28 protein-coding genes and 1 pseudogene are annotated in these 22,462 nt (G+C 61.0%); 28 read left to right on the top strand and 1 reads right to left on the bottom strand.

Annotated elements, in window-relative coordinates:
• Positions 1 to 340 precede the first annotated feature (340 nt).
• From rpsL to rpsJ, 4 genes are all read left to right on the top strand, one after another.
• Complete coding sequence (rpsL, locus tag ACEG18_RS05825) at positions 341 to 718, top strand: 30S ribosomal protein S12 (RefSeq protein WP_006235012.1); 378 nt, start codon at positions 341 to 343, stop codon at positions 716 to 718.
• A gap of 73 nt (positions 719 to 791) precedes the next feature.
• Positions 792 to 1,265: a 30S ribosomal protein S7 gene (gene rpsG / locus ACEG18_RS05820; protein ID WP_006235013.1), complete on the top strand. Its 474-nt coding sequence runs from the start codon at positions 792 to 794 to the stop codon at positions 1,263 to 1,265.
• Between the two features lie 19 nt (positions 1,266 to 1,284).
• Positions 1,285 to 3,384: an elongation factor G gene (gene fusA / locus ACEG18_RS05815; RefSeq protein WP_117843496.1), complete on the top strand. Its 2,100-nt coding sequence runs from the start codon at positions 1,285 to 1,287 to the stop codon at positions 3,382 to 3,384.
• Between the two features lie 60 nt (positions 3,385 to 3,444).
• Positions 3,445 to 3,753, top strand: coding sequence for a 30S ribosomal protein S10 (gene rpsJ / locus ACEG18_RS05810; protein WP_022094184.1), 309 nt, complete (start codon positions 3,445 to 3,447; stop codon positions 3,751 to 3,753).
• A gap of 116 nt (positions 3,754 to 3,869) precedes the next feature.
• Here the strand turns inward: rpsJ and ACEG18_RS05805 are convergent, their stop codons facing one another.
• On the bottom strand, positions 3,870 to 4,646 hold the full coding sequence (locus ACEG18_RS05805; protein WP_372541691.1) for a biotin--[acetyl-CoA-carboxylase] ligase: 777 nt from the start codon (positions 4,644 to 4,646) through the stop codon (positions 3,870 to 3,872).
• A 176-nt stretch (positions 4,647 to 4,822) separates the two neighbouring features.
• Between ACEG18_RS05805 and ACEG18_RS05800 the strand changes: the two genes are divergently transcribed.
• The 24 genes and pseudogenes from ACEG18_RS05800 to rplX all read left to right on the top strand — a co-directional run bounded on the left by ACEG18_RS05800 (position 4,823) and on the right by rplX (position 22,206).
• Complete coding sequence (locus ACEG18_RS05800; RefSeq protein ID WP_372541689.1) at positions 4,823 to 5,782, top strand: 3-oxoacyl-ACP synthase III family protein; 960 nt, start codon at positions 4,823 to 4,825, stop codon at positions 5,780 to 5,782.
• A gap of 52 nt (positions 5,783 to 5,834) precedes the next feature.
• Positions 5,835 to 6,071, top strand: coding sequence for an acyl carrier protein (locus tag ACEG18_RS05795; RefSeq protein WP_195232331.1), 237 nt, complete (start codon positions 5,835 to 5,837; stop codon positions 6,069 to 6,071).
• 2 nt (positions 6,072 to 6,073) lie between these two features.
• Positions 6,074 to 7,018 carry an enoyl-[acyl-carrier-protein] reductase FabK gene (gene fabK, locus ACEG18_RS05790; protein ID WP_161156485.1) on the top strand — a complete coding sequence of 315 codons (945 nt, stop codon included), beginning with the start codon at positions 6,074 to 6,076 and terminating at the stop codon, positions 7,016 to 7,018.
• Positions 7,006 to 7,932, top strand: coding sequence for an ACP S-malonyltransferase (locus tag ACEG18_RS05785; RefSeq protein WP_161156486.1), 927 nt, complete (start codon positions 7,006 to 7,008; stop codon positions 7,930 to 7,932). The genes fabK and ACEG18_RS05785 overlap by 13 nt, the downstream gene beginning before the upstream one ends.
• Positions 7,933 to 7,962: 30 nt before the next feature.
• Positions 7,963 to 8,736 carry a 3-oxoacyl-[acyl-carrier-protein] reductase gene (gene fabG, locus ACEG18_RS05780; RefSeq protein ID WP_118266299.1) on the top strand — a complete coding sequence of 258 codons (774 nt, stop codon included), beginning with the start codon at positions 7,963 to 7,965 and terminating at the stop codon, positions 8,734 to 8,736.
• A gap of 39 nt (positions 8,737 to 8,775) precedes the next feature.
• The gene (fabF, locus tag ACEG18_RS05775; protein ID WP_117629228.1) at positions 8,776 to 10,023 is read left to right on the top strand and encodes a beta-ketoacyl-ACP synthase II; all 1,248 of its coding nucleotides are present in this window, start codon (positions 8,776 to 8,778) and stop codon (positions 10,021 to 10,023) included.
• Between the two features lie 3 nt (positions 10,024 to 10,026).
• Complete coding sequence (gene accB / locus ACEG18_RS05770) at positions 10,027 to 10,500, top strand: acetyl-CoA carboxylase biotin carboxyl carrier protein (RefSeq protein WP_118266298.1); 474 nt, start codon at positions 10,027 to 10,029, stop codon at positions 10,498 to 10,500.
• A 9-nt stretch (positions 10,501 to 10,509) separates the two neighbouring features.
• A complete protein-coding gene (fabZ, locus tag ACEG18_RS05765; RefSeq protein WP_099432064.1) occupies positions 10,510 to 10,932 on the top strand; it encodes a 3-hydroxyacyl-ACP dehydratase FabZ in 423 nt (140 codons plus the stop codon).
• 10 nt (positions 10,933 to 10,942) lie between these two features.
• Positions 10,943 to 12,286, top strand: a complete 1,344-nt coding sequence (locus tag ACEG18_RS05760) for an acetyl-CoA carboxylase biotin carboxylase subunit (protein ID WP_117647602.1) — start codon at positions 10,943 to 10,945, stop codon at positions 12,284 to 12,286.
• Positions 12,273 to 13,997, top strand: coding sequence for an acetyl-CoA carboxylase, carboxyltransferase subunit beta (accD, locus tag ACEG18_RS05755; RefSeq protein ID WP_372541686.1), 1,725 nt, complete (start codon positions 12,273 to 12,275; stop codon positions 13,995 to 13,997). The genes ACEG18_RS05760 and accD overlap by 14 nt, the downstream gene beginning before the upstream one ends.
• Positions 13,998 to 14,137: 140 nt before the next feature.
• Positions 14,138 to 15,292, top strand: coding sequence for a cation diffusion facilitator family transporter (locus tag ACEG18_RS05750; protein ID WP_347479623.1), 1,155 nt, complete (start codon positions 14,138 to 14,140; stop codon positions 15,290 to 15,292).
• 39 nt (positions 15,293 to 15,331) lie between these two features.
• Positions 15,332 to 15,958, top strand: a complete 627-nt coding sequence (locus ACEG18_RS05745) for a histidine phosphatase family protein (protein WP_347479625.1) — start codon at positions 15,332 to 15,334, stop codon at positions 15,956 to 15,958.
• A 459-nt stretch (positions 15,959 to 16,417) separates the two neighbouring features.
• Complete coding sequence (gene rplC, locus ACEG18_RS05740) at positions 16,418 to 17,038, top strand: 50S ribosomal protein L3 (RefSeq protein WP_035137484.1); 621 nt, start codon at positions 16,418 to 16,420, stop codon at positions 17,036 to 17,038.
• 46 nt (positions 17,039 to 17,084) lie between these two features.
• Positions 17,085 to 17,711, top strand: a complete 627-nt coding sequence (gene rplD / locus ACEG18_RS05735) for a 50S ribosomal protein L4 (RefSeq protein ID WP_006235032.1) — start codon at positions 17,085 to 17,087, stop codon at positions 17,709 to 17,711.
• Positions 17,712 to 17,999, top strand: coding sequence for a 50S ribosomal protein L23 (rplW, locus tag ACEG18_RS05730; protein WP_022094197.1), 288 nt, complete (start codon positions 17,712 to 17,714; stop codon positions 17,997 to 17,999). It abuts the gene before it with no gap.
• Positions 18,000 to 18,178: 179 nt separating this feature from the next.
• Positions 18,179 to 19,009, top strand: a complete 831-nt coding sequence (gene rplB / locus ACEG18_RS05725; protein ID WP_022094198.1) for a 50S ribosomal protein L2 — start codon at positions 18,179 to 18,181, stop codon at positions 19,007 to 19,009.
• A 32-nt stretch (positions 19,010 to 19,041) separates the two neighbouring features.
• Positions 19,042 to 19,302: a 30S ribosomal protein S19 gene (gene rpsS, locus ACEG18_RS05720; RefSeq protein WP_006235035.1), complete on the top strand. Its 261-nt coding sequence runs from the start codon at positions 19,042 to 19,044 to the stop codon at positions 19,300 to 19,302.
• Between the two features lie 14 nt (positions 19,303 to 19,316).
• Complete coding sequence (gene rplV / locus ACEG18_RS05715; RefSeq protein ID WP_006235036.1) at positions 19,317 to 19,688, top strand: 50S ribosomal protein L22; 372 nt, start codon at positions 19,317 to 19,319, stop codon at positions 19,686 to 19,688.
• Positions 19,689 to 19,694: 6 nt separating this feature from the next.
• Entirely contained in the window at positions 19,695 to 20,405 is a 711-nt protein-coding gene (rpsC, locus tag ACEG18_RS05710) for a 30S ribosomal protein S3 (RefSeq protein WP_006235037.1), read from the top strand.
• Positions 20,405 to 20,821, top strand: a pseudogene (gene rplP, locus ACEG18_RS05705) (50S ribosomal protein L16); the annotation flags it as partial. The gene rpsC and the pseudogene rplP, both read left to right, overlap by 1 nt.
• A gap of 86 nt (positions 20,822 to 20,907) precedes the next feature.
• Positions 20,908 to 21,123: a 50S ribosomal protein L29 gene (gene rpmC, locus ACEG18_RS05700; RefSeq protein ID WP_006235039.1), complete on the top strand. Its 216-nt coding sequence runs from the start codon at positions 20,908 to 20,910 to the stop codon at positions 21,121 to 21,123.
• Positions 21,124 to 21,139: 16 nt separating this feature from the next.
• Positions 21,140 to 21,400 carry a 30S ribosomal protein S17 gene (gene rpsQ, locus ACEG18_RS05695; protein ID WP_006235040.1) on the top strand — a complete coding sequence of 87 codons (261 nt, stop codon included), beginning with the start codon at positions 21,140 to 21,142 and terminating at the stop codon, positions 21,398 to 21,400.
• A gap of 118 nt (positions 21,401 to 21,518) precedes the next feature.
• Positions 21,519 to 21,887, top strand: coding sequence for a 50S ribosomal protein L14 (gene rplN, locus ACEG18_RS05690; RefSeq protein ID WP_006235041.1), 369 nt, complete (start codon positions 21,519 to 21,521; stop codon positions 21,885 to 21,887).
• A 13-nt stretch (positions 21,888 to 21,900) separates the two neighbouring features.
• Positions 21,901 to 22,206: a 50S ribosomal protein L24 gene (gene rplX, locus ACEG18_RS05685; RefSeq protein WP_099432059.1), complete on the top strand. Its 306-nt coding sequence runs from the start codon at positions 21,901 to 21,903 to the stop codon at positions 22,204 to 22,206.
• Positions 22,207 to 22,462 lie beyond the last annotated feature (256 nt).

Below are 22,462 nucleotides of genomic sequence, written 5' to 3'. Positions count from 1 at the left end.
CCGGGCCGGGCGGCGCAGGGGTTAAGTTTGTCGCGAGTTCCGCACGAGCCGGAGGCCACTTAATGTGGCCTCCGTGCGAGCCAGGACTGTAGAGCAGCAAACTTAACCCCTGCGCCGCCCGGCCCGGGAATCCGCCCCCCGCGCACAGGAGGGGATTCCTTTTGTGTAGGCTTTGCGGAAATGTGCCAATTTTGGGATACGCCCGGCGGCGTGGTCTGTTGACGGCACAGCTAACGCCACGTATCCTATCGAACTGCGTGTTTCGTAGGGGGATGCTGACCCCTCGATTCAAGCCGTTGCACTTTACAGAAAGCTGGAATCATTCGAGAAGGAGTACGCTTTGCCTACTATTAACCAGCTGGTTCGCCAGGGCCGTCGTTCCGTGCCCAAGAAGTCCAAGAACGCTGCCCTGCAGCACAACTCCCAGAAGCGCGGCGTGTGCACCCGCGTCTTCACCACGAGCCCCAAGAAGCCGAACTCGGCTCTTCGTAAGGTTGCCCGTGTTCGCCTCGTCAACGGCATCGAAGTTACTGCTTACATCCCGGGTGAGGGCCACAACCTGCAGGAGCACTCCATCGTGCTCGTCCGCGGCGGTCGTGTCCGTGACCTCCCTGGTGTCCGTTATCACGTCATCCGTGGCGCCTACGACGCTGCTCCGGTCCAGAACCGTATGCAGGCCCGTTCCAAGTACGGTGCTAAGCGCCCCAAGGCTAAATAAGCCAGATAACGTTTTGATACTTTCGCCGTGTGCCGCCTAAGCGCCGCACGGTAGACACTTAAGGAGATTTCACATGCCGCGTCGTGCAGCAGCTAATCGTCGTGAGGTTCAGCCTGACGCCGTTTACAACAACCGCCTGGTGACTCAGCTCATCAACAAGGTCCTTCTTGACGGCAAGAAGGCCACCGCTGAGCGCATCGTTTACACCGCTTTCGAGATCGTTGCCGAGAAGTCCGAGGGTGGCGACGCTCTCGCTACCTTCAAGAAGGCTATGGACAACGTCAAGCCCACGCTCGAGGTTAAGCCCAAGCGTGTCGGTGGCGCTACCTATCAGGTCCCGATGGAGGTCAACTCCCGTCGTTCCACCGCTCTGGGTATCCGCTGGATCGTCAACTTCTCCCGCGCTCGCAAGGAGAAGACCATGGCCGAGCGTCTCGCTAACGAGATCCTCGACGCCTCCAACGGTCTTGGCGCTTCCGTCAAGAAGCGTGAGGACGTCTTCAAGATGGCCGAGGCCAACCGCGCGTTCTCTCACTATCGTTGGTAAGTTAAGGTAAGGAACTAACATGGCTAAGCCTAAGTACAAGCTTTCCGATACCCGTAACATCGGCATCATGGCCCACATCGATGCCGGTAAGACCACCACGACCGAGCGTATTCTTTACTACACCGGTAAGACCCACAAGATCGGTGAGGTCCATGAGGGCGCTGCCACCATGGACTGGATGGTTCAGGAGCAGGAGCGCGGCGTAACCATTACCTCCGCTGCTACCACGTGCTTCTGGAAGAAGGACGGTACCGACTACCGCATCCAGATCATCGACACCCCGGGCCACGTTGACTTCACCGCCGAGGTCGAGCGCTGCCTGCGCGTCCTCGATGGCGCTGTCGCCGTCTTCGACGCCGTTGCCGGCGTTCAGCCCCAGTCTGAGACCGTTTGGCGTCAGGCTTCCACCTTCAACGTCCCCCGCATCGCCTTCATCAACAAGTATGACCGCGTGGGCGCTGACTTCTTCAACGCTATCGAGACCATGAAGGATCGTCTCGACGCTAACGCCGTGGCCGCTCAGGTCCCGATGGGCGCCGAGGACAACTTCTGGGGCGTCATCGACCTGGTCACCATGACTGCATGGGACTTCAAGGCCGACGAGAAGGGTATGACCTACCCCGAGCCGATGGACGAGATCCCGGCTGAGTTTGCCGACATCGCTGCCACCAAGCGCGAGGAGCTCCTTGACGCTGCTGCCAGCTTTGACGACGAGCTCATGGAGAAGATCCTCATGGAGGAGGACTTCACCGTCGAGGAGCTCAAGGCTGCTCTGCGCAAGGGCGTTCTGGCCAACGAGCTCAACCTCGTCTTCGTGGGTTCCGCCTACAAGAACAAGGGCGTTCAGGAGCTGCTCGACGCTGTCGTCGACTACCTGCCCAGCCCGCTCGACGTTGAGGCCGTCACCGGTACCGATCCGGACACCGGCGAGGAGATTCAGCGTCATCCTTCCTTCGACGAGCCCTTCTCCGGCCTGGTCTTCAAGATCATGACCGACCCGTTCGTCGGTAAGCTCACCTACGTCCGCGTTTACTCCGGCCGCGCCGAGTCCGGCTCCTACGTTGTCAACGCTTCCAACGGTCAGCGCGAGCGCCTCGGCCGCATCCTCGAGATGAATGCCGCCGAGCGTATCGACCGTGACGACGCTGCCGCCGGCGACATCGTCGCTTGCGTCGGCTTCAAGAACTCCACCACCGGTGACACCCTGTGCGCCGAGGGCAAGGAGATCGTCCTCGAGAAGATTGAGTTCGCTAAGCCCGTTATTGACGTTGCCATCGAGCCCAAGACCAAGGCCGAGCAGGACAAGATGTCCCTGGCTCTGACCAAGCTCGCCGAGGAGGACCCGACCTTCCAGGTGTCCACCAACCACGAGACCGGCCAGACCATCATCGCCGGCATGGGCGAGCTGCACCTCGAGATCATCGTCGACCGTCTGCTCCGCGAGTTCAAGGTTGACGCTAACGTCGGTAAGCCCCAGGTTGCCTACCGCGAGACCGCCGGTCACGACGTCGAGAAGGCTGAGGGCAAGTTCGTCCGTCAGTCCGGCGGTCGCGGTCAGTACGGCCACGCCGTCATCAAGCTCGAGAAGATGGAGGAGGGCTTCGGCTACGAGTTCGTCAACGCTATCGTCGGCGGCGTCGTGCCCAAGGAGTACATCCCGTCCATCGACAAGGGCATCCAGGAGGCCCTGAACACCGGTGTTATCGCCGGCTTCCCGGTCCTCGACGTTAAGGTCACCCTGTTCGACGGTTCTTACCACGAGGTCGACTCCTCCGAGGCCGCCTTCAAGATCGCCGGTTCCATGGCTATCAAGGACGCTCTCAAGAAGTCCGATCCGCAGCTGCTCGAGCCGATCATGGCTGTCGAGGTCGAGACCCCCGAGCAGTACATGGGCGACGTTATGGGCAACCTCTCCGGTCGTCGCGGCAAGATCGAGGGCATGGAGGATCGCAAGAACAGCAAGCTCATCCGTGCCAAGGTGCCGCTGGGCGAGATGTTCGGTTACGCTACCGACCTTCGCTCCCAGACCCAGGGCCGTGCATCCTACACGATGCAGTTCGACTCTTATGAGCCCGCGCCCAAGTCCATCGTGGACGAGGTCATGAGCAAGAACGCCTAAGTTCGAGCTCCCTGTTACGTAATCCGCGAGAACATCTCTCGCACTCTTTGGAGGTTTAAGTTGGCTACCCAGAAGATCCGCATTCGCCTCAAGGGCTATGATCACGAGGTCGTCGATCAGTCCGCGAAGCTCATCGTCGAGACCGCTCAGAAGACCGGTGCTCGCGTTTCCGGTCCTGTCCCCCTGCCCACCGAGCGCAACCTGTACACGGTTATCCGCTCGCCGCACGTGAACAAGGACTCCCGTGAGCAGTTCGAGATGCGCACCCACAAGCGCCTCATCGACATCCTCGACCCCACCTCGGGCACCGTTGATTCGCTTATGCGTCTCGACCTCCCCGCTGGCGTCGACATCGACATCAAGCTCTAAGCGATATTCCTCATAGCTTAAAGGGCCCCGCTGCCATTACGGTAGCGGGGCTCTTTTGTTTTGCATGATGGGTTTGGATCGCCGGGTAAGGCTGCCGAGCGGCTGGCTGTGGCGACCTACTCACTCAAGGGGCGCAATGACGCCTCCTCAAAATGGAAGGATCGCAAGCCGTCTTCTGTTTCGATGCACGCACGACCAAAGCCATCGACCGTTATAAAGATGCCTCGCGCCAGCTCGTCACCGGCAGGGAAGCGGGCGATAACGTGCTTTCCAATCCAATTGAGGTGAGCGACATATTCGCCGTGGACGGGCGCGAGCGGTCCGGTGTTTTCTTCCATGGCGTTGAGGCGTTCTGCCCAGGCATCTACAGCGTCTATAACTGCGTGATAGACCTCATCGAGGAGCATGTCGACAGCAGGAACGTTCTCGTTAAGGTCCGAGAGACCGATTGCCGGCAGGCCGCCATCGGGAACCTCCGAGGGCACATAGTTCACATTGACGCCAATGCCGCAGACGGCAAAGGGCTTGCCCTCGTTGTCACGAGCCGCCTCGACCAGGATGCCGCCGAGTTTGCGCCCTCGCGCGACGAGGTCGTTGGGCCATTTGAGGCCGATCTCGTTAGCAAGACCTTGCTTTTCGAGCGCCTCGAGCACCGCTAAGCCGCTGACGGCGGCAAGACCAGAGTACTTGGTGGGATCAACACGTGGACGTAGGACAATCGAGAGCAACAGGTTGCCGGCGGTTGAATCCCACTTGTGGCCGCGTCGGCCGCGTCCTGCTGTCTGAGCCCGGGCGGCAAGTCCCGTGCCGTGTGGCGCTCCCTGTTTTCCTGCTTCGAGCAGGTCATCGTTGGTCGATCCGGTTACGTCGACTATCGTTAATTTGGCATCCATAACGGCTGCTACCTCCTTAATGAATAAGTGAATAACGCAATGGTGTCGAGAGATAAACACAATGTGAAGCCTTTGTCGCATTTGGGCAATTTAATGTTAACACGTCAACAACGACTGAAATGCGCTATCCTCTCTTGGTCGATGTAAACACGTCAACAACTCAAAGGAGGTTAGTGATGGGTTTCACGATTCTTGGAACGGGCTCGGCGCTTCCTAAGCGCAGTGTTTCCAATGACGAGCTGTCCGAGTTCCTCGATACCTCGGATGAGTGGATTTTTACCCGCACGGGTATCAAGAGCCGCCACGTCTGCACCACCGAGTCACTTGATGACCTTGCCGTAGCGGCGAGCGAGCGGGCACTCCAGGTGTCCGGAATCGACGCGAGCCAGTTGGATTTGATCGTCTGCTCGACGACGACGGGTGACCATCTTGTTCCCGCTGAGGCATGTGCCGTCACTGAGCGACTAGGCGCGACGTGCCCTGCCTTCGATGTCTCGGCGGCCTGTGCCGGCTTCGTATTTGCGCTCGATGTTGCCGAGGGCTATATCGCCCGGGGTCGTGCCAAGCGCGTGCTTATCGTTGCTGCCGAGCAGATGACGCGCGCGCTCGACTGGACCGACCGCGCCACCTGCGTGCTCTTTGGCGATGGGGCGGGCGCCGCGGTGATTGAGGCTGGGGGAGACAGCCCCCTTGCCGTTGAGCTTTCGACGGCGCCCGACGTCGAGACGTTGCGCGTTCCCGGTCTGGTCGGCACCTCGCCGTTTAAGGCCTCCGCAGATAGCGAGAGCGTGCTGTCCATGAATGGCCGCCGCGTGTTCAAGTTCGGCGTCAACGCCATCTGCGACACGGTCCATAAGCTTGCGAGCGATGCGGGCATTTCGGTCGAGGACATCGACCATTTTGTATTCCATCAGGCTAACGAACGAATCCTGAGTCAGGCGGTCAAGCGCCTCGGTGTGCCAGACGAGCGCGTGGTTCGAACGCTACGCGAGACCGGCAACATTTCGAGCGCCTGCATTCCCTTTGCGCTTGACCGGCTGGCACGCACCGACGCACTGAATACGGGCGACACCATCGCCCTCGTTGGATTTGGCGCCGGTCTGGATATAGGTGGCTATCTGCTTCGTTGGAAGTAGTCGCACATAGGAAATGAAAACGCCCCTGGGGCACAAACAAAGGAGAACTACCATGGCAGATCAGAAGACCTTCGAGCGCGTTTGCAACGTTATCCGCGAGACCGCTGGCCTTGACGACGTCGAGATGAAGCCCGAGTCCACGCTCGAGGAGATTGGTCTCGACAGTCTGGGCACCGTCGAGATCCTCGTCGCCGTCGAGGACGAGTTTGGCATCCAGCTCGATACCGAGGAGAACCCCAAGACGGTCGGCGAGTTCGCCGATACGGTCGAGGCGGCATTGGAGAAGTAGAGATGCTCAAGACTCCTCTCTGCGATCTGCTCGGCATCGAAAAGCCCGTGTTCCAGGGCGGTATGGCCTGGATTGCCGACGCCTCGCTGGCGTCCGCAGTGTCCGAGGCGGGCGGCTTAGGGATTATCGCGGCCATGAACGCCGACGCCAACTGGCTGCGCGACCAGATTCATGAGCTGCGCGCCAGGACGGATAAGCCCTTTGGCGTCAACGTCATGCTCATGAGCCCGTTTGCCGACGAGGTCGCGCGGGTCGTGATTGACAAGCGAGTGCCGGTCGTCGTGACGGGTGCCGGCAATCCCACCAAGTACATGAAGGCGTGGAACGAGGCGGGCATCAAGGTCATCCCGGTCGTTGCCTCGGTGGCGCTGGCGCGTCTCGTGGCGCGTCGTGGAGCCACTGCCGTGGTTGCCGAGGGTACCGAATCAGGCGGCCATATTGGCGAGACCTCGACGATGGCACTGGTGCCACAGGTTGTCGATGCGGTCGATATTCCCGTGGTTGCGGCTGGCGGTATCGCCGATGGCCGCGGCGTGGCGGCCGCCTTTATGCTGGGCGCCGCCGGCGTGCAGGTGGGTACGCGCTTTCTGATCGCAGATGAGTGCACCGTATCGGAACAGTACAAGGAGATGGTCCTGAAGGCCAACGACACCTCGACGCGTGCGACCGGCCGCTCGACGGGACACCCGGTGCGTGCCCTCAAGAGCCCCTTCACCAACGCCTACGCAAAGAGCGAGGCGGCGGGCGTAAGCGTCGAGGAGCTCGGGGCCATGGGCACGGGCGCCCTTCGCAAGGCCGCCAAGGACGGCAATTACGAAGAGGGCTCGTTTTTGTGTGGACAGATTGCCGGCATGGTCAACGAGCGCCAAAGTGCACGTGAAATCGTTGACGACCTGGTCGATGGCGCCGAGCACGTCCTGAAGGGTGCGTGCGCATGGGTGGCGTAGCGTTTCTGTTTGCCGGCCAGGGCGCCCAGCACCCCGCGATGGGCGTCGACCTGATCGAGGCATCGCCGGCGGCCGCCGAGGTGTTCGCCATTGCCGACGAGGTGCGCCCGGGGACCAGTGAGCAGTGCCGAAGCGCCTCCAAGGAGGAACTCTCGCAGACCGAGAACACGCAGCCGTGCGTGTTCGTTCACGATCTGGCAGCGGCTGCCGCCCTGCGTGAGCGCGGCGTGGTACCTACCGCCTGTGCGGGTTTTTCGCTTGGCGAGGTCGCCGCGCTCACCTTTGCGGGGGCGTTCGATACGCGAGCGGGCTTTGAGCTCGTGTGCGAGCGCGCGGCGCTGATGGCCGCGGCTGCCGAGCGCCATCCGGGCGGCATGCGCGCCGTCATCAAGCTCGATGCGGCGCAAGTCGAGAACCTGGCAAAACAGGCCGGCGAGGACTGCTGGCCGGTCAACTACAACAGTCCGCAGCAGACGGTTGCTGCCGGAGCGCCCGAGGCGCTGCAGGAGCTCGACGTCCTAGTAAAAGAGGCTGGTGGCCGCGCTATGAAAGTCGCGGTGTCGGGCGCATTTCATAGCCCCTATATGGCCGAGGCGACTGAGGGGCTGGCGACGTATATCCAAGCCGGCCACGCGCCGTCACCGCTGCTGATTCCGGTCATGGCAAACATGACGGCGGCGCCCTATCCGGCGGACCCGCGAGCGGCATCGGATGTCTTGGCCAATCAGGTGAGTCATGCCGTTCGTTGGGTCGACACGCTGCATACTCTGCAGAATCAGGGCATCGACACGTTTATTGAGGTCGGCCCTGGCAAAACGCTGTCGGGCCTGGTCAAGCGTACGCTGAGCGACGTTCGCGTGTATTCGTGCGAAACGGCCGAGCAGGTCGCAGCTATTGCCGACGAGCTCGCATAGTCCACAGGGCTGTAACCCGAAAGGAATGACATGGGCAACTTGAACAACGGCGCGCTCGAGCGCAACGACTCACGTCGCGTGGCACTGGTCACGGGCGGCTCGCGGGGTATCGGCCGCGCCTGCGCTGTCGGTCTGGCGGAGGACGGCTTTGATATCGCCGTCGTCTATGCCGGCAGCGTCGATGCGGCGCGCAAGACGTGCGAAGCCTGTGAGGCGGTTGGCGCCACGGCACGCGCATATCAATGCGACGTGACCGATCCCGCTGCCGTCAACGCGTGCGTGGAAGCGGTCCTCAACGACTTTGGTTCCATTTGGGCGCTCGTCAACAACGCCGGCATCACCCGCGATGGCCTGCTCATACGCATGGGCGATGACGCATTCGATCGCGTGCTCGATGTCAATCTCAAGGGAACATTCAATATGACGCGCGCGCTCACCAAGACCTTTATGCGCCAGCGCGGCGGTTGCGTCGTCAACATGAGCTCGGTCGTGGGCCTGATGGGCAATGCCGGGCAAGCCAACTACGCTGCTTCCAAGGCAGGCGTGATAGGGCTTACCAAGGCGGTGGCGCGCGAGCTTGCGCCTCGTGGCGTACGAGCGAACGCGGTCGCCCCCGGGTTTGTCGAGACAGATATGACGGCAAAGCTCTCGGAGAAGGTGCGTACGGCAACCGAGGAACAGATTCCCCTTAAGCGCATGGCACGTCCCGAGGAAGTGGCCGGCGTGGTGCGCTTTTTAGCGAGCGATGCGGCTGCTTACATTACGGGCGAGGTCGTGCGCGTCGACGGCGGAATGGCGATGTAGAAACCAGGGCCGAAGAACGGCTTGGATGAGGAGACCATGATGGAACAGAGAGTTGCAATCACCGGCATCGGTGCCGTATCGCCGCTCGGCAACACCGCGCTTGCCACCTGGGCGGCCATGTGCGCCGGGACCTGTGGCATCGGCCCGATCACGCACTTCGATACCGATGCGTTTACCGTCAAGGTGGCGGCCGAAGTCAAGGGCTTTGACGGCAACGAGTACTTTGGCAAGCGTGACGCCAAGCATCTGGACCCCTGCGTTCAGTTTGCGATGGCGGCTTCGGACGAGGCAATGCACGATGCGGGCTTTGATGTCGAAGGCGCCATCGATCGTGAGCGCCTGGGCGTCTACGTGGGCTCGGGCGTGGGCGGCATGACGACGCTCGTCGACAACGTCCACACGATCGCCGATCGTGGACCTCGCCGCGCATCGCCCTATATGATTGCGATGATGATCCCCAACATGGCTTCGGGCAATATCGCGATCCGCCACAAGGCAAAGGGACCGACCCTGCCAGTCGTGACTGCTTGCGCGACCTCGGCCCATGCGGTGGGCGAGGCGTTCCGCGCCATCAAGCACGGCTATGCCGACGCGATCCTCGCGGGCGGCGCCGAGGCGGCCATTATCCCCGATGCCGTTGCAGGCTTTACGTCCTGCCGCGCATTGACCACCAACCCCGATCCTGCGACGGCTTGCCGCCCGTTCGATGCAGACCGCGACGGCTTTGTGATGGGCGAGGGCGCTTGCGTGCTGGTACTCGAGAGCATGGAACATGCGCAGGCGCGCGGTGCGCACATTTATGCCGAGGTCGTGGGCTACGGCAACACCGATGATGCTTATCACATCACGAGTCCCGATCCCGAGGCTGCCGGCATTGCCCGCGCGATATCGCTGGCGGTGGCCGAGGGCGACGTCAAGCCTTCCGAGGGCCTCTACATCAATGCCCACGGCACCTCGACCAAGCTTAATGATTCGTCCGAGACGGCGGGCATTAAGCGAGCGCTCGGCGAGGACGCGGCGCGCGCCGCACATGTCTCGTCGACCAAGTCGATGACGGGGCACATGATCGGTGCCACGGGGGCCATTGAGGTCATGGCCTGCGCCATGGCACTCGAGCAGGGCGTGGTGCCGCCGACCATTAACTACCACACGCCCGATTCCGCCTGCGATCTTGATTACACGCCCAATCGCGCGGTTCGCGCCGACCTTACCTGGGCGCTTTCGACCAACCTAGGCTTTGGCGGGCACAACGCCGCCATCGCGCTGCGTAGATATACGAGGAGCTAGAGCATGGATTCCAAAAGACTTGCCGAGATAGCCGATGTGATGGAGGACCGCGGCCTCACGCGCGTACGCGTTGAGGAGCCCGATGGCACCGCGGTCGAACTCGAGCGCGCGAGTGTGGCGCAGCCGGTTGCCGTGCCCATGCCTATGCCGGGTGCCGTGGCCGCTCAAGTTGCAGCTCCCACAGTCGCGCCTGCCGCACCGGAACCCGCCACGCAGACACCTGCCGCCGCGCCGGAGCCCAAGGGCACCGAGGTGACTGCTCCCATGGTGGGCGTCTTCTATGCTGCCCCTGCGCCGGGCGACGAGCCATTTGTGCGCGTGGGCTCCAAGGTCAAGGCCGGCGAGACCCTCTGCATCATCGAGGCCATGAAGGTTCTCAACGAGGTGACGGCCGAGGCAGACGGTGAGGTGCTCGAGATCTGCGTGGCCGACGGCGACCTCGTGGAGTTTGGCAGCTGCCTCATGAGGATCGGATAGGTGATATCCATGAACAAAGAAGAGCTCAAGAAGCTGTTACCGCATCGCGAGCCGATGCTTTTGCTCGACGAAGCCGAGCTGGTGGGCGACGAGGCCCACGGCAAGATCACGATTACAGGCGACGAGTACTTTTTGCAGGGACATTTTCCGGGAAACCCGGTCGTTCCCGGCGTGATTCAGTGCGAGATGCTCGCCCAGAACTGCTGCGTGCTGCTGATGGGCGATGAGGAGGCGCGCGGCGCGACGCCGTTCTACACGAGTCTGGACAAGGTGCGCTTTAAGCGTCCGGTGCGCCCGGGCGACACGGTGGATCTAGTGTGCTCCATCACGCGTGCGCGCGGGCCGTTCCGCTTTGCGACGGGTACTGCGAGCGTCAACGGTGAGGTTTGCTGCCGCGCCGATATGTCTTTTGCACTCATGCACGAAAGTTAAGGAAGGCTCCATGTTCGACAAAGTGCTCATCGCCAACCGCGGCGAAGTCGCGGTCCGTGTTATCCGCGCGTGCCGCGATATGGGCATCAAGACCGTCGCCGTTTATTCCACGGCCGATGCGGACGCGCTACACGTGCAGCTTGCCGACGAGGCGTATTGCATCGGCGGCCCGCGTCTTGCCGAGAGCTACCTCAACGACGATGCCGTGCTCACCTGTGCCGTAAAGTCGGGAGCTAAGGCAATTCATCCCGGCTATGGCTTCTTTTCCGAGAAGGCGAGCTTCGTGCGCGACTGCGACAAGTTCGGTCTGGCGTTTGTCGGTCCTTCGGCCGAGGTGATCGACAGCATGGGCGACAAGGACGCCGCACGCCGAACGGCCGCTGCTGCGGGCGTGCCCATCGTGCCGGGCTGCGATTTGCTCAAAAGCCCCGAGGAAGCAACGGCCGAGGCCGAGCGCATCGGCTGCCCCGTGCTTATTAAGGCGCGCGCGGGCGGCGGCGGTCGCGGTATTCGCAAGGTCGAGCGCGTGGAAGATGCGGCAAAGGCGTTCATCGAGGCGCGTGCCGAGGGTGAGGCCGTTTTTGGCGACGGCGAGTGCTACATGGAGAAGTTCGTTGCGCCGGCGCATCACGTTGAGGTACAGATTATGGCCGATAAGCAGGGCCATGTGTTTTCGCTCGGCGAGCGCGAGTGCTCGGTGCAGCGCCGCAACCAAAAGCTGATCGAGGAGAGCCCCGCGCCGTGCCTCGACGGACGCGATGATATTCGCGCGCGCATGCACAAGGCCGCGCGCGACCTGGCTCGTGCCGTTGGCTATGAGGGCGCTGGCACCATCGAGTTTTTGTACTCAGATGACGGCAATTTCTACTTTATGGAAATGAACACGCGCTTGCAGGTGGAGCATCCGGTTACGGAGTTTGTGACCGATACCGACCTGGTCAAGTGGCAGCTGCGCGTGGCTGCCGGCCAGCCTCTGCCCTTTGAGCAGGAGGACGTACCGGTCCGCAACCACGCCATGGAGTGCCGCATCAATGCCGAAACGCCGGACTTTCTACCGTCATGTGGAACGGTCACCGCGTTGCGTGTGCCGGGTGGTCCGCGCGTGCGCTGGGATTCCGCCATGTTTACCGGAGCGAAAGTTCCGCCGTACTACGACTCCATGCTCGGCAAGCTCATCGTGTGCGCGCCCACGCGTGACGGTGCCATTCGCAAGATGCGCTCGGCCCTGGGCGAGCTCGTGATTGAGGGCGTGAGCGAAAATAGCGAGCTTCAGCTCGACGTGCTGGCAAACGACGAGTTTTTGTCGGGCATGTATCACACCGATCTGATGGGGCATCTCTATGCTGATGAATAGAAAAGCGAAGACGGTCAATGTCCTTGAGGGGCCGATAACCGAGTCGTGCGCCGAGTTCCCCGCGCGCCACGTGTTTGTCAAATGCCCGGAGTGCCGCCGTGTGATCGATGAGGCGCGCCTGCACGACAACCTCGAGGTCTGCCCTCGTTGCGGCAAACACTTTCGCGTGAGCGGTCGCGCGCGCATGCGCATGACGGTCGACGCGGGTACCTTTGAGGAATGGGATGCCAATCTGGCGTCGAAGGACTTCCTCTCGTTTCCCGGTTATGCCGACAAGCTTAAGAGCGTGAGCGAGCGTTCGGGCGAGCGCGATGCCGTTGTGTGCGGCAGGGGCAAAATCTGCGGCTGCGATACCGCGCTCTTCTTTATGGATGCCAACTTTATGATGGGCTCAATGGGCTCCGTGGTGGGCGAGAAGATCTGTCGTGTCTTTGAGCGCGCGGCCGAGTTGGGGCTGCCGGTCGTTGGCTTTACCGTATCGGGCGGCGCCCGCATGCAGGAGGGCGTGACCTCGCTCATGCAGATGGCCAAGATTTCTGCGGCGGTTAGGCGCCACAGCGAGGCGGGCGGCCTGTATATCACGGTGCTCACCGATCCCACGACCGGAGGTGTAACCGCGAGCTTTGCCATGGAGGGCGACATTATCCTGGCCGAGCCCGATGCCCTGACGGCATTTGCCGGCCCGCGCGTGATCGAGCAGAACATGCACAAGCGTCTGCCCAAGGGATTCCAGCGTTCCGAGTTTTTGCTGGAGCACGGCTTTTGCGATGCCGTTGTTCCGCGTGGTGAGATTGCGCTCACGGTAGGCGAGCTGCTGGCGCTGCACGAAGGGCACGCGCCCGGCCTGGGGGCACCGCATGAGATCGTGCATACGGGTCGTCGCGACAAAAAGCTGGGACACTTGTTTAAGCGCTCGGCCGCACCAAAAAGCGCGCTCGAAATCGTCAAACAGACTCGCTCGGCGAACCGCGCCACGGCAGGCGAGATGATCTCGTTGGGTCTCGACGGATTCGTAGAGCTGCACGGCGACCGCTACTTTGGCGACGATGCTGCCGTGGTGGGCGGCATCGGCTGGAAAGACGGGCGACCCGTGACGGTTATCGCCATCGAGCGCGGTACCACGACCAAAGAGCGCATGCGTCGCAACTTTGGCATGGCGCATCCCGAGGGTTACCGCAAAGCGCGTCGCCTTATGCGCCAAGCCGAGAAATTTGGTCGACCGGTTCTGTGCCTGGTTGATACTTCGGGCGCGTTTTGCGGTATCGGTGCCGAGGAGCGCGGCCAGGGCGAGGCGATTGCCCAGAATCTCATGGAGATGAGCGGCCTTAAGACGCCGATTGTCTCGGTGGTGACAGGCGAGGGCGGCTCTGGTGGCGCGCTGGCGCTGTCCGTGGCCGACCGCATCCTGATGCTCTCGAGCTCGGCCTATTCGGTCGTGAGCCCCGAGGCCTGTGCGTCGATCCTGTGGAAGGATACCGAGCGCGCGAATGAGGCCGCCGAGGCGCTTAAGCTCACGGCCCCCGATCTGTTGGCGCTCGGCATCATCGACGGCATTGTTGACGATAGGGGCCTGTCGCATGAGGAGATCGCCGGTGCCGTCATGTCCTCGGCATTTGATGCCTTCGATACGCTTGGGCAGCTCGACGACGCGACCCTCACAAACCTCCGCTACGAAAAGTACCGCGCAATCGGTCGGTACCGCACGATGTGACAAAGGGACAGTCCGCATGTCACATTCCAAGGTCGTGGCCCGTGTGGGTTGCGGCCTTTTTGTATCTGTGGGGCAAAGTGGCTACACTACAATCCGTTTGAGCAATAGATATATAGGTAGTACCGTGGGGGCGGATGTAGATGGTCGAGTGGATTGTTAAGCGTGCGCAGGGCGACCGTGCGCGCGTGGGCACGTTGACGGGCGTGGTGTGTATTCTCGCCAATGTGGCACTATGCGCTGCGAAGGGCGTAATTGGCGTGCTGTCGGGATCGGTTTCGATCGTGGCGGATGCCATGAACAACCTGTCCGATGCCAGCTCGAATATCGTGAGCGTGCTGGGCTTTAAGCTGGCGAGCAAGCCGGCCGACCCCGAGCATCCTTACGGCCACGGTCGCTACGAGTATCTCTCGGGTCTGGTCGTGGCTGCACTCGTGCTGCTGATCGGCCTTGAGCTGGTGAAGTCCTCGGTCGAGCGCGTCATCCACCCCGAACCTGTCGAGTTCTCGCTTGCCCTGGTGGCAGTTCTAGTGCTTTCGATGGTCGTAAAGCTCTGGATGGCGGCCCTCAACCAAAAGCTCGGCGATCGCATTGAGTCCGAGACGCTGCATGCGACCGCGCAGGATTCCAAGAACGATGTTCTTGCTACGGGCGCCGTGTTAGCGTGCGCAATTGTTTCGCAGGTGACGCACATCAATCTTGACGCATGGGTCGGCCTTGCCGTTGGCGCCTATATTGGCTGGAGCGGTTTTGAACTCATCCAGGATACGGTGAGCCCGCTTTTGGGCCAGTCGCCCGATCCTAAGCTGGTCAAGCACATTCGAGACAAGATCATGAGCTATCCCGGCGTTTTGGGCGTTCACGATCTGATGGTTCACGACTACGGCCCGGGCAGGAAGTTCGCAAGCGCTCACGCCGAGATGGCGGCCGAAGCCAGCCCGCTGGAAAGTCACGACACGCTCGATAACATCGAGCAGTCGTTTAGGAACGAAGACGGCATGATTGTCACACTTCACTACGACCCCATCGTGACCGACGATCCAAAGGTGGCGAGCATGCGCTTGCGCATCAACGCTATGGCTCAAGAGATCGATAGCCGCCTTTCGATTCATGATTTGCGCTGCGTGCCGGGCCCCACGCACACCAACGTGATTTTTGACTGCGTGCGTCCCTCGGATCTGCAAATGAGTGCCGAAGACTTAAAGCACGCGCTGGCACAACGGGTCGAATCGGAATACCCCAGGTCGATTGCCAAGATTACGATCGACGAAGACTACGTAGGACATACCCACGAGTAAGGCTGTGCCGGCAAAGCAGGTTATGCAGAAGGGGAGAGCATGAAGAAACTGTATCTACTCCGCCACGGGCAGACGGAGTTCAACGTCAAAAAGCTGGTCCAGGGCCGCTGCGATTCACCGCTCACCGACCTGGGCCGTCAGCAAGCCGGGATGGCAGCCGCGTGGCTCAAAGCCCACAACGTCGTTCCCGACAAAGTGGTCTCTTCGCCCTTAGGCCGAGCCATGGACACAGCTCAGCTCGTCGCAACCGAACTCCTTGGCCCGGACGCAGTAGTCGAGTCCTGCGAAGGCATCATCGAGCGCTGCTACGGCACCTTCGAAGAAGGTCCGCACGACGCGCTACCCACCGACGTCTGGGATCCGGGCGAGGACTTAATTCCATTCGGAGGAGAAGGAAGCCAGGCACTGCAAGAGCGCATGGTAGACACCCTCACCAATATCATGGGCTCCGAGGGTATCGAAACCCTTCTAGCAGTAAGCCACGGCAGCGCCAGCCGCCAATTCATCAAGGCTGCAGCCCCAGAGGGCTTCGAGCTCCCAGCAAAACTCCCCAACTGCGCCATCATGATCTTCGATTTTGACGAGGCAAAGCCACAAGCAGAAGGCGAGCCTCATCAATGTAAGTTCACCCTCCAGCAAATAGTGGACCCCCAACAAAGTCATTAGCCTGAGCGAGCAAGGTTTAGCAGACATCAACGTGGCGTTCCCAGTGTGCGGCGGAGGGGGCGGGCCTGAGACATATTAAGGTTGTCGCGAGTTCCGCACGAACAGGAGAGCACTTAATGTGCTCTCCGTCGTGAGCAGGACTGTAGAGCAGCAACCTTAATATGTCTCAGGCCCGCCCCCTCCGCCGCACACTGGGAACGTGCCACGCACTTTACCTGCGTAAACAATGTGAGTGAAATATGAATCTCGATGGATACGCCCGCAGCCGTGTATACTAATCAGCTGTGTGTAACCAGGGGAGTATTCTGGCTGGACAAAATGCCTGCTTAATAGGGTTGTCAGGTAGTCGGGGCGAAATACAAGGCTGGGGAGCACGTCGTGTAAGTAGTGGTCCTCTAGGGGCGTACGCTCGGTGGTGTACGCATTGTCCCAAGACCACGCGAGAGTTGGGATCATATCTTGATCAGCATGATTCTCGGCCGCAAGATTGGCATGACCCAGGTTTGGGACGAGGACGACAACGTCGTTCCCGTCACGGTCATCCAGGCTGGCCCCTGCGCTGTCTCGCAGGTTAAAACTCAGGCAACCGACGGCTATGACGCCGTCCAGATCGGTTTCGGCGACATCAAGGCCAAGAACGTGAACAAGCCCATGGCTGGTCACTTCGCCAAGGCTGGCGTCGAGCCTGTCCGCTTCCTTCGTGAGGTCCGCGTCGAGAACGGCGAGGAGCACAAGGTCGGCGAGGTCGTCACCGTCGCTGATTTCGCTGATGTCGAGAAGGTCGACGTCATCGGTACCTCCAAGGGTAAGGGCTTCCAGGGTCGCATCAAGCGCTGGGGTCAGCGCCGCGGTCCTATGACGCATGGTTCTCACTTCCAGCGTCACCCCGGTTCTATCGGTCAGTGCGCCTATCCTGCGCGCGTCCTCAAGGGCGTCAAGATGGCCGGTCACATGGGTAACGAGCGCGTTACCGTCAAGAACCTTTCCGTTGTCCGCATCGATGCCGAGCAGAACCTCATCTTGGTCAAGGGCGCTGTCCCGGGTGCCAAGAATGGTCTCGTCGCCATCCGTATGGCCTAAGGGCCCAGCCCATTTAGCCCAGCGTCATACCAAGGAGAACACTTAAATGGCAAAGTTTGAAGTAAAGAACAGCGAGGGCAAGAAGGTCGCCGAGGCCGAGCTCGCCGCTGAGGTGTACGGCATCGAGCCGAACATCCACGTTATGCACCACATCGTCAAGTGCCAGATGGCCTCTTGGCGTCAGGGCACCCAGTCTGCTAAGGGTCGCTCTGAGGTTTCCGGTGGCGGCAAGAAGCCTTGGCGTCAGAAGGGCACCGGCCGTGCCCGCCAGGGTTCCATCCGTGCTGCCCAGTGGCGTCACGGTGGCGTTGTCTTCGCCCCCAAGCCCCGTTCCTACGCTAAGCGTATGAACAACAAGGAGGTCAAGCTGGCTATGCGCTCCGCGCTGTCCGCCAAGCTGGCCGATGGCGAGCTCGTGCTCGTCGACGACTACGGCTTCGAGAAGCCTTCCACCAAGGCTGCTGTCGCCATGCTCAAGGCTCTCGGCCTTGAGGGCAAGCGTCTGACCATCATCGTTCGCGATGAGGACGTCAACGCCTACCTGTCGTTCCGCAACATTCCCAAGACGTTCATCATCACCGCTGACGAGGCCAACACCTACGATCTCGTCAACAACAACGCTGTGCTGATGCCCGCCGACATCGCCGCTCACTTCGGGGAGGTGCTTGCATAAATGACCGCCCACGAGATCATCATCCGTCCGATCGTGTCCGAGCGTTCCTTCTCCGGCATGGAGCTGAACAAGTACACGTTCGAGGTCGCCAAGGATGCTAACAAGTATCAGATCAAGGACGCTGTCGAGGAGATCTTCGGCGTCAAGGTCGTTCGCGTGAACACCCTGACGGTCAAGCCCAAGACCAAGCGCGTGCGCTATGTCGCCGGCAAGACCCGTTCTTGGAAGAAGGCCATCGTCACGCTGGCCGAGGGCGACACCATCGAGGTCTTTGGCAACCAGGCCTAAGACTCGCTGCTGTTGAGTGAGCTCATGCCTCCCAAATAGGGGAGGCGGGAGCTCAAGGTTTTGGGCGTATATAATGGACACGCCCGGAACCGTGTATACGTCCGGTGTCATCGCACCCGAGGCAGAACCTCGAATCCCTGTCTGCGATGGCTAACGGATTCCTATTGAAAGGGATTGTAATGGCTGTAAAGCACCTTAAGCCGACCTCCGCTGGTAGGCGTTGGCAGACGATCTCCGACTTCTCCGAGATCACCTGCACCAAGCCCGAGAAGTCTCTTCTCGAGCCCCTGCCTAAGAAGGCCGGTCGTAACAACAACGGCCGCATCACCACCCGCCACCAGGGCGGCGGCGTGAAGCGTCGTTACCGCGTGATCGACTTCAAGCGCAACAAGGACGGCGTGCCCGCCAAGGTTGCCACGATCGAGTACGATCCGAACCGTTCCGCTCGCATCGCTCTGCTGCACTACGCTGACGGTGAGAAGCGCTACATCCTGGCCCCCAAGGGCCTCGAGGTCGGTCAGACCATCATGTCCGGTTCTGACGCCGACATCAAGCCGGGCAACGCTCTGCCCCTCGCCGACATCCCCGTCGGTACGCTCATCCACGCCGTCGAGTTCCAGCCGGGCAAGGGCGCTGCTATCGCCCGTTCCGCCGGTAACTCCTGCCAGCTGATGGGTAAGGAGGGCAAGTACGCTATCGTCCGTATGCCTTCCTCCGAGATGCGCCGCATCCTCGTTACCTGCCGCGCCACCGTCGGTGAGGTCGGCAACGCCGATCACTCCAACATCGTCATCGGCAAGGCCGGCCGTAAGCGTCACATGAACGTGCGCCCGACCGTCCGCGGTACCGTCATGAACCCTGTCGACCACCCGCACGGCGGTGGCGAGGGCAAGAACCACACCTCTGGTCGTCCCTCTGTTACCCCCTGGGGTAAGCCGACGAAGGGCCTTCGTACGCGCAAGAAGAAGAAGGTCTCGAACCAGCACATCATTCGTCGCCGTAAGAAGTAATTTCGGATACCGAGTTTTAGGAGAAAGCACTTATGAGCAGAAGTCTCAAAAAGGGCCCGTTCGTGGAGACTCGCCTTCTCTCGCGTATCACCGCGATGAACGAGGCTGGCAAGAAGGACGTCGTGAAGACCTGGTCCCGCGCGTCCACCATCTTCCCCGAGATGGTTGGTCACACCATCGCCGTCCACGACGGCCGCAAGCATGTGCCCGTGTATGTTACCGAGTCCATGGTTGGTCACAAGCTCGGCGAGTTCGCGCCGACTCGTACGTTCCGTGGCCACAAGGCCAAATAGGGGGTTAACCGTAAATGGCAACTAAGTCTATTGAAACTGAGGCCACCGAGGTTCGCGCCGTCGCTAAGTACGTGCGTGTTTCCCCCAGCAAGGCCCGCCTGGTGGTCGATCTGATCCGCCGCAAGCCTGTTGCTCAGGCCTTCGACATCCTCCACTTCTGCGACCGTGCCGTCGCCGTGGATGTCGAGAAGGTTCTCCGTTCCGCCGTTGCGAACGCCGAGAACAACAACGGTCTGCGTGCCGACAACCTGGTTGTCGCCGCTGCCTATGTTGACGAGGGTCCGACGCTTAAGCGCATCCGTCCCCGCGCCAAGGGTTCCGCTTCTCGCATTCTGAAGCGTACTTCCCACATCACCGTCGTCGTTGCTCCTCGAAAGGAGGCGTAAAGCTGTATGGGTCAGAAAGTCTACCCCACCGGCTTCCGTCTTGGCATCACCGAGAACTGGCGCTCCCGCTGGTTCGCAGAGAAGGATTACGCTAAGACCCTCGGTAACGATCTCGAGATCCGCAAGTACCTCGAGAAGCGTCTTTCCCGCGCAGCTGTCTCCCGCGTCGAGATCGAGCGCGCTGGCGACAAGGTGAAGGTCATCATCCTCACCGCTCGCCCCGGCGTTGTCATCGGTAAGAAGGGTGCCGAGATCGATACCCTCCGCACCGAGCTCGAGAAGGTCGCTGGCGTCTCCAAGGGCCAGCTCTCCGTCGACGTTGTCGAGATCAAGCGCCCCGAGCTCGACGCCAACCTCGTTGCTCAGTCTATCGCCGAGCAGCTCGAGGGCCGCGTTGCCTTCCGTCGCGCTATGCGCAAGGCTGTCCAGTCCGCCCGCAAGGCCGGCGCTAAGGGCATCCGTATCCAGTGCTCCGGTCGTCTCGGCGGTGCCGAGATGGGCCGTCGTGAGTGGTACCGCGAGGGTCGCGTGCCTCTGCACACCCTCCGTGCCAAGATCGACTACGGCACGGCTGTCGCCAGCACCACCATGGGCGCTTGCGGCGTGAAGGTCTGGATCTACCTGGGCGAGAAGCTCCCGGGCCAGCCTGTTCCCAACCCTGCACTCGAGGGCTCTTCCCGTCCTCGTCGTCGTAACTCCGAGAGGAGGGGTCAGTAGTGCTTGCCCCTAAGCGTATTCTTCACCGCAAGGTGCAGCGTGGCTCCATGAAGGGCCAGGCCAAGGGTAATACCGAGCTGCATTTCGGCGAGTTTGGTATCCAGGCTCTCGAGGCCCATTGGATCACCAACCGTCAGATCGAGGCCGCTCGTATTGCCATGACCCGCTACATGAAGCGTGGCGGTCGTGTCTACATCACGATCTTCCCCGATAAGCCCATCACCAAGAAGCCTGCCGAGACTCGCATGGGTTCTGGTAAGGGTAACCCCGAGGAGTGGGTGGCCGTCGTCAAGCCCGGCCGCATCATGTTCGAGGTCAAGGGCGTGCCCGAGGAGGTCGCTCGCGAGGCCCTGCGTCTTGCTCAGCACAAGCTTCCCATCAAGACCAAGATTGTTGCTGCTAAGAACGCTGAGCAGCGCATCGAGAAGGAGATGGCTGAGGAGGCCGCTCTCGAGGCCAAGTGGGCTGCTGAGGACGCCGCCGCCGCCAAGGAGGAGAACTAATGAAGCCCGCAGAGATTCGTGAGCTCTCGGACGCTCAGCTCGTTGAGAAGCTGAAGGAAATGCGCGCCGAGCTCTTTAACCTTCGTTTCCAGATGGCCACCAGCCAGCTGGACAACACCGCTCGCGTCAACACCGTGAAGAAGGACATCGCTCGCGTCCTCACGGAGCAGCGCGCCCGCGAGATCGCAGCGGAGAAGTCCGCTGTCGCCGAGTAGGACCTAAGGAGAGAACATGACTGATTCGCGTAACTCGCGTAAGGTCCGTACGGGTGTCGTTACCTCCGTCTCCGGTGCCAAGACCATTGTTGTCACCATCACCGAGCGCAAGCGTCACCCCAAGTACGGCAAGATGATGACCAGCTCCAAGAAGCTGCACGCTCACGACGAGGAGTGCACGGCTGGCGTGGGCGACACCGTCCGCGTTATGGAGACCCGTCCTATGTCCAAGATGAAGCGTTGGCGCCTCATCGAGGTCGTCGAGCGCGCTAAATAAGCAGTCGCTCTTACGACTTGTACGTTTCCGAAGATGTGCGTATGCCTGGCTTGCATACCACGGGCCGTATAAAGGCTGCGCACCTCTCTTCGGTTCTTAGTTCGGAGGAACATCTACCATGATTCAGATGCAAACCATGCTGAACGTCGCCGACAACTCCGGCGCTCGCAAGATTCGCTGCATCAAGGTGCTTGGCGGTTCCAAGCGTCGTTATGCAGGCATCGGCGATGTGTTCATCGGTGCTGTCCAGGAGGCTACCCCTGGCGCCAACGTCAAGAAGAAGGACGTTGTCCGTTGCGTCGTCGTTCGCACCGTTAAGGAGATCCGCCGCAAGGATGGCTCCTACATTCGCTTTGATGAGAACGCCTGCGTTGTCATCAACAACGATGGTTCGCCCGTCGGCACCCGTATCTTCGGGCCCGTCGCTCGCGAGCTTCGTGACAAGAAGTACATGAAGATCGTCTCGCTCGCTCCCGAGACCCTGTAGTTAGGGGAGATATATGTATATCAAGAAGGGCGATAAGGTCCAGGTTCTCTCTGGTAAGGATCGCGGCAAGCAGGGCGTTATCCTGCGTGCTCTCCCCGCCGAGAACAAGGTCGTTGTCGAGGGCGTTTCGGTCGTCAAGAAGGCCGTCAAGCCCAACGCTGCCAACCAGCAGGGCGGCATCGTTTCGCAGGAGGCTCCCATCGATGCCTCCAACGTCAATCTCGTTTGCCCCGAGTGCGGTAAGGTTACCCGCGTCGGTCACGAGAAGGACGGCAAGAACAAGCTGCGCGTCTGCAAGAAGTGCGGCCACAAGTTCTAAGCTGCCCGCAACTTCAAGTTGCTAGCAAAGGCCCGGATGCCCCACGGCACCCGGGCCTTTTTCTATCCCTACTCATTGGGAACAGACTTAAATGAGTGGAAGTCGCTTGGCATTCATTGGGGACAGACTTAAATAAGTGCCGTTGAAACGCCGGTAGCTGGGGACGTTCCCTATGTGCCGGCAGCTAGGTAAGTCCCTATCTGCCGGCAGTTTGGGACAGCCCTTTGATGGCTGCGCCCCCCAGAGGGGTGGAGTA

Source organism: Collinsella aerofaciens (assembly GCF_041537385.1).
Taxonomy (GTDB): Bacteria; Actinomycetota; Coriobacteriia; order Coriobacteriales; family Coriobacteriaceae; genus Collinsella; species Collinsella aerofaciens_BV.
Note: the sequence above shows the minus strand (reverse complement) of the source record. Positions and strands in the feature narration are given on the sequence as shown.

Bases quoted from the DNA above. Each gene is read 5' to 3' on its own strand.
- rplX (WP_099432059.1), top strand. From the start codon at position 21,901: ATGTATATCAAGAAGGGCGATAAGGTCCAGGTTCTCTCTGGTAAGGAT.
- rpsS (WP_006235035.1), top strand. From the start codon at position 19,042: ATGAGCAGAAGTCTCAAAAAGGGCCCGTTCGTGGAGACTCGCCTTCTC.
- rplB (WP_022094198.1), top strand. From the start codon at position 18,179: ATGGCTGTAAAGCACCTTAAGCCGACCTCCGCTGGTAGGCGTTGGCAG.
- ACEG18_RS05800 (WP_372541689.1), top strand. From the start codon at position 4,823: ATGGGTTTCACGATTCTTGGAACGGGCTCGGCGCTTCCTAAGCGCAGT.
- ACEG18_RS05745 (WP_347479625.1), top strand. From the start codon at position 15,332: ATGAAGAAACTGTATCTACTCCGCCACGGGCAGACGGAGTTCAACGTC.
- ACEG18_RS05795 (WP_195232331.1), top strand. From the start codon at position 5,835: ATGGCAGATCAGAAGACCTTCGAGCGCGTTTGCAACGTTATCCGCGAG.
- rplV (WP_006235036.1), top strand. From the start codon at position 19,317: ATGGCAACTAAGTCTATTGAAACTGAGGCCACCGAGGTTCGCGCCGTC.
- rplN (WP_006235041.1), top strand. From the start codon at position 21,519: ATGATTCAGATGCAAACCATGCTGAACGTCGCCGACAACTCCGGCGCT.
- ACEG18_RS05785 (WP_161156486.1), top strand. From the start codon at position 7,006: ATGGGTGGCGTAGCGTTTCTGTTTGCCGGCCAGGGCGCCCAGCACCCC.
- rpsC (WP_006235037.1), top strand. From the start codon at position 19,695: ATGGGTCAGAAAGTCTACCCCACCGGCTTCCGTCTTGGCATCACCGAG.
- accB (WP_118266298.1), top strand. From the start codon at position 10,027: ATGGATTCCAAAAGACTTGCCGAGATAGCCGATGTGATGGAGGACCGC.
- fabG (WP_118266299.1), top strand. From the start codon at position 7,963: ATGGGCAACTTGAACAACGGCGCGCTCGAGCGCAACGACTCACGTCGC.
- rpsQ (WP_006235040.1), top strand. From the start codon at position 21,140: ATGACTGATTCGCGTAACTCGCGTAAGGTCCGTACGGGTGTCGTTACC.
- rpsG (WP_006235013.1), top strand. From the start codon at position 792: ATGCCGCGTCGTGCAGCAGCTAATCGTCGTGAGGTTCAGCCTGACGCC.
- fabF (WP_117629228.1), top strand. From the start codon at position 8,776: ATGGAACAGAGAGTTGCAATCACCGGCATCGGTGCCGTATCGCCGCTC.
- ACEG18_RS05805 (WP_372541691.1), bottom strand. From the start codon at position 4,646: ATGGATGCCAAATTAACGATAGTCGACGTAACCGGATCGACCAACGAT.
- fusA (WP_117843496.1), top strand. From the start codon at position 1,285: ATGGCTAAGCCTAAGTACAAGCTTTCCGATACCCGTAACATCGGCATC.
- rpmC (WP_006235039.1), top strand. From the start codon at position 20,908: ATGAAGCCCGCAGAGATTCGTGAGCTCTCGGACGCTCAGCTCGTTGAG.
- ACEG18_RS05760 (WP_117647602.1), top strand. From the start codon at position 10,943: ATGTTCGACAAAGTGCTCATCGCCAACCGCGGCGAAGTCGCGGTCCGT.
- rplD (WP_006235032.1), top strand. From the start codon at position 17,085: ATGGCAAAGTTTGAAGTAAAGAACAGCGAGGGCAAGAAGGTCGCCGAG.
- ACEG18_RS05750 (WP_347479623.1), top strand. From the start codon at position 14,138: ATGGTCGAGTGGATTGTTAAGCGTGCGCAGGGCGACCGTGCGCGCGTG.
- fabZ (WP_099432064.1), top strand. From the start codon at position 10,510: ATGAACAAAGAAGAGCTCAAGAAGCTGTTACCGCATCGCGAGCCGATG.
- rplW (WP_022094197.1), top strand. From the start codon at position 17,712: ATGACCGCCCACGAGATCATCATCCGTCCGATCGTGTCCGAGCGTTCC.
- fabK (WP_161156485.1), top strand. From the start codon at position 6,074: ATGCTCAAGACTCCTCTCTGCGATCTGCTCGGCATCGAAAAGCCCGTG.
- accD (WP_372541686.1), top strand. From the start codon at position 12,273: ATGCTGATGAATAGAAAAGCGAAGACGGTCAATGTCCTTGAGGGGCCG.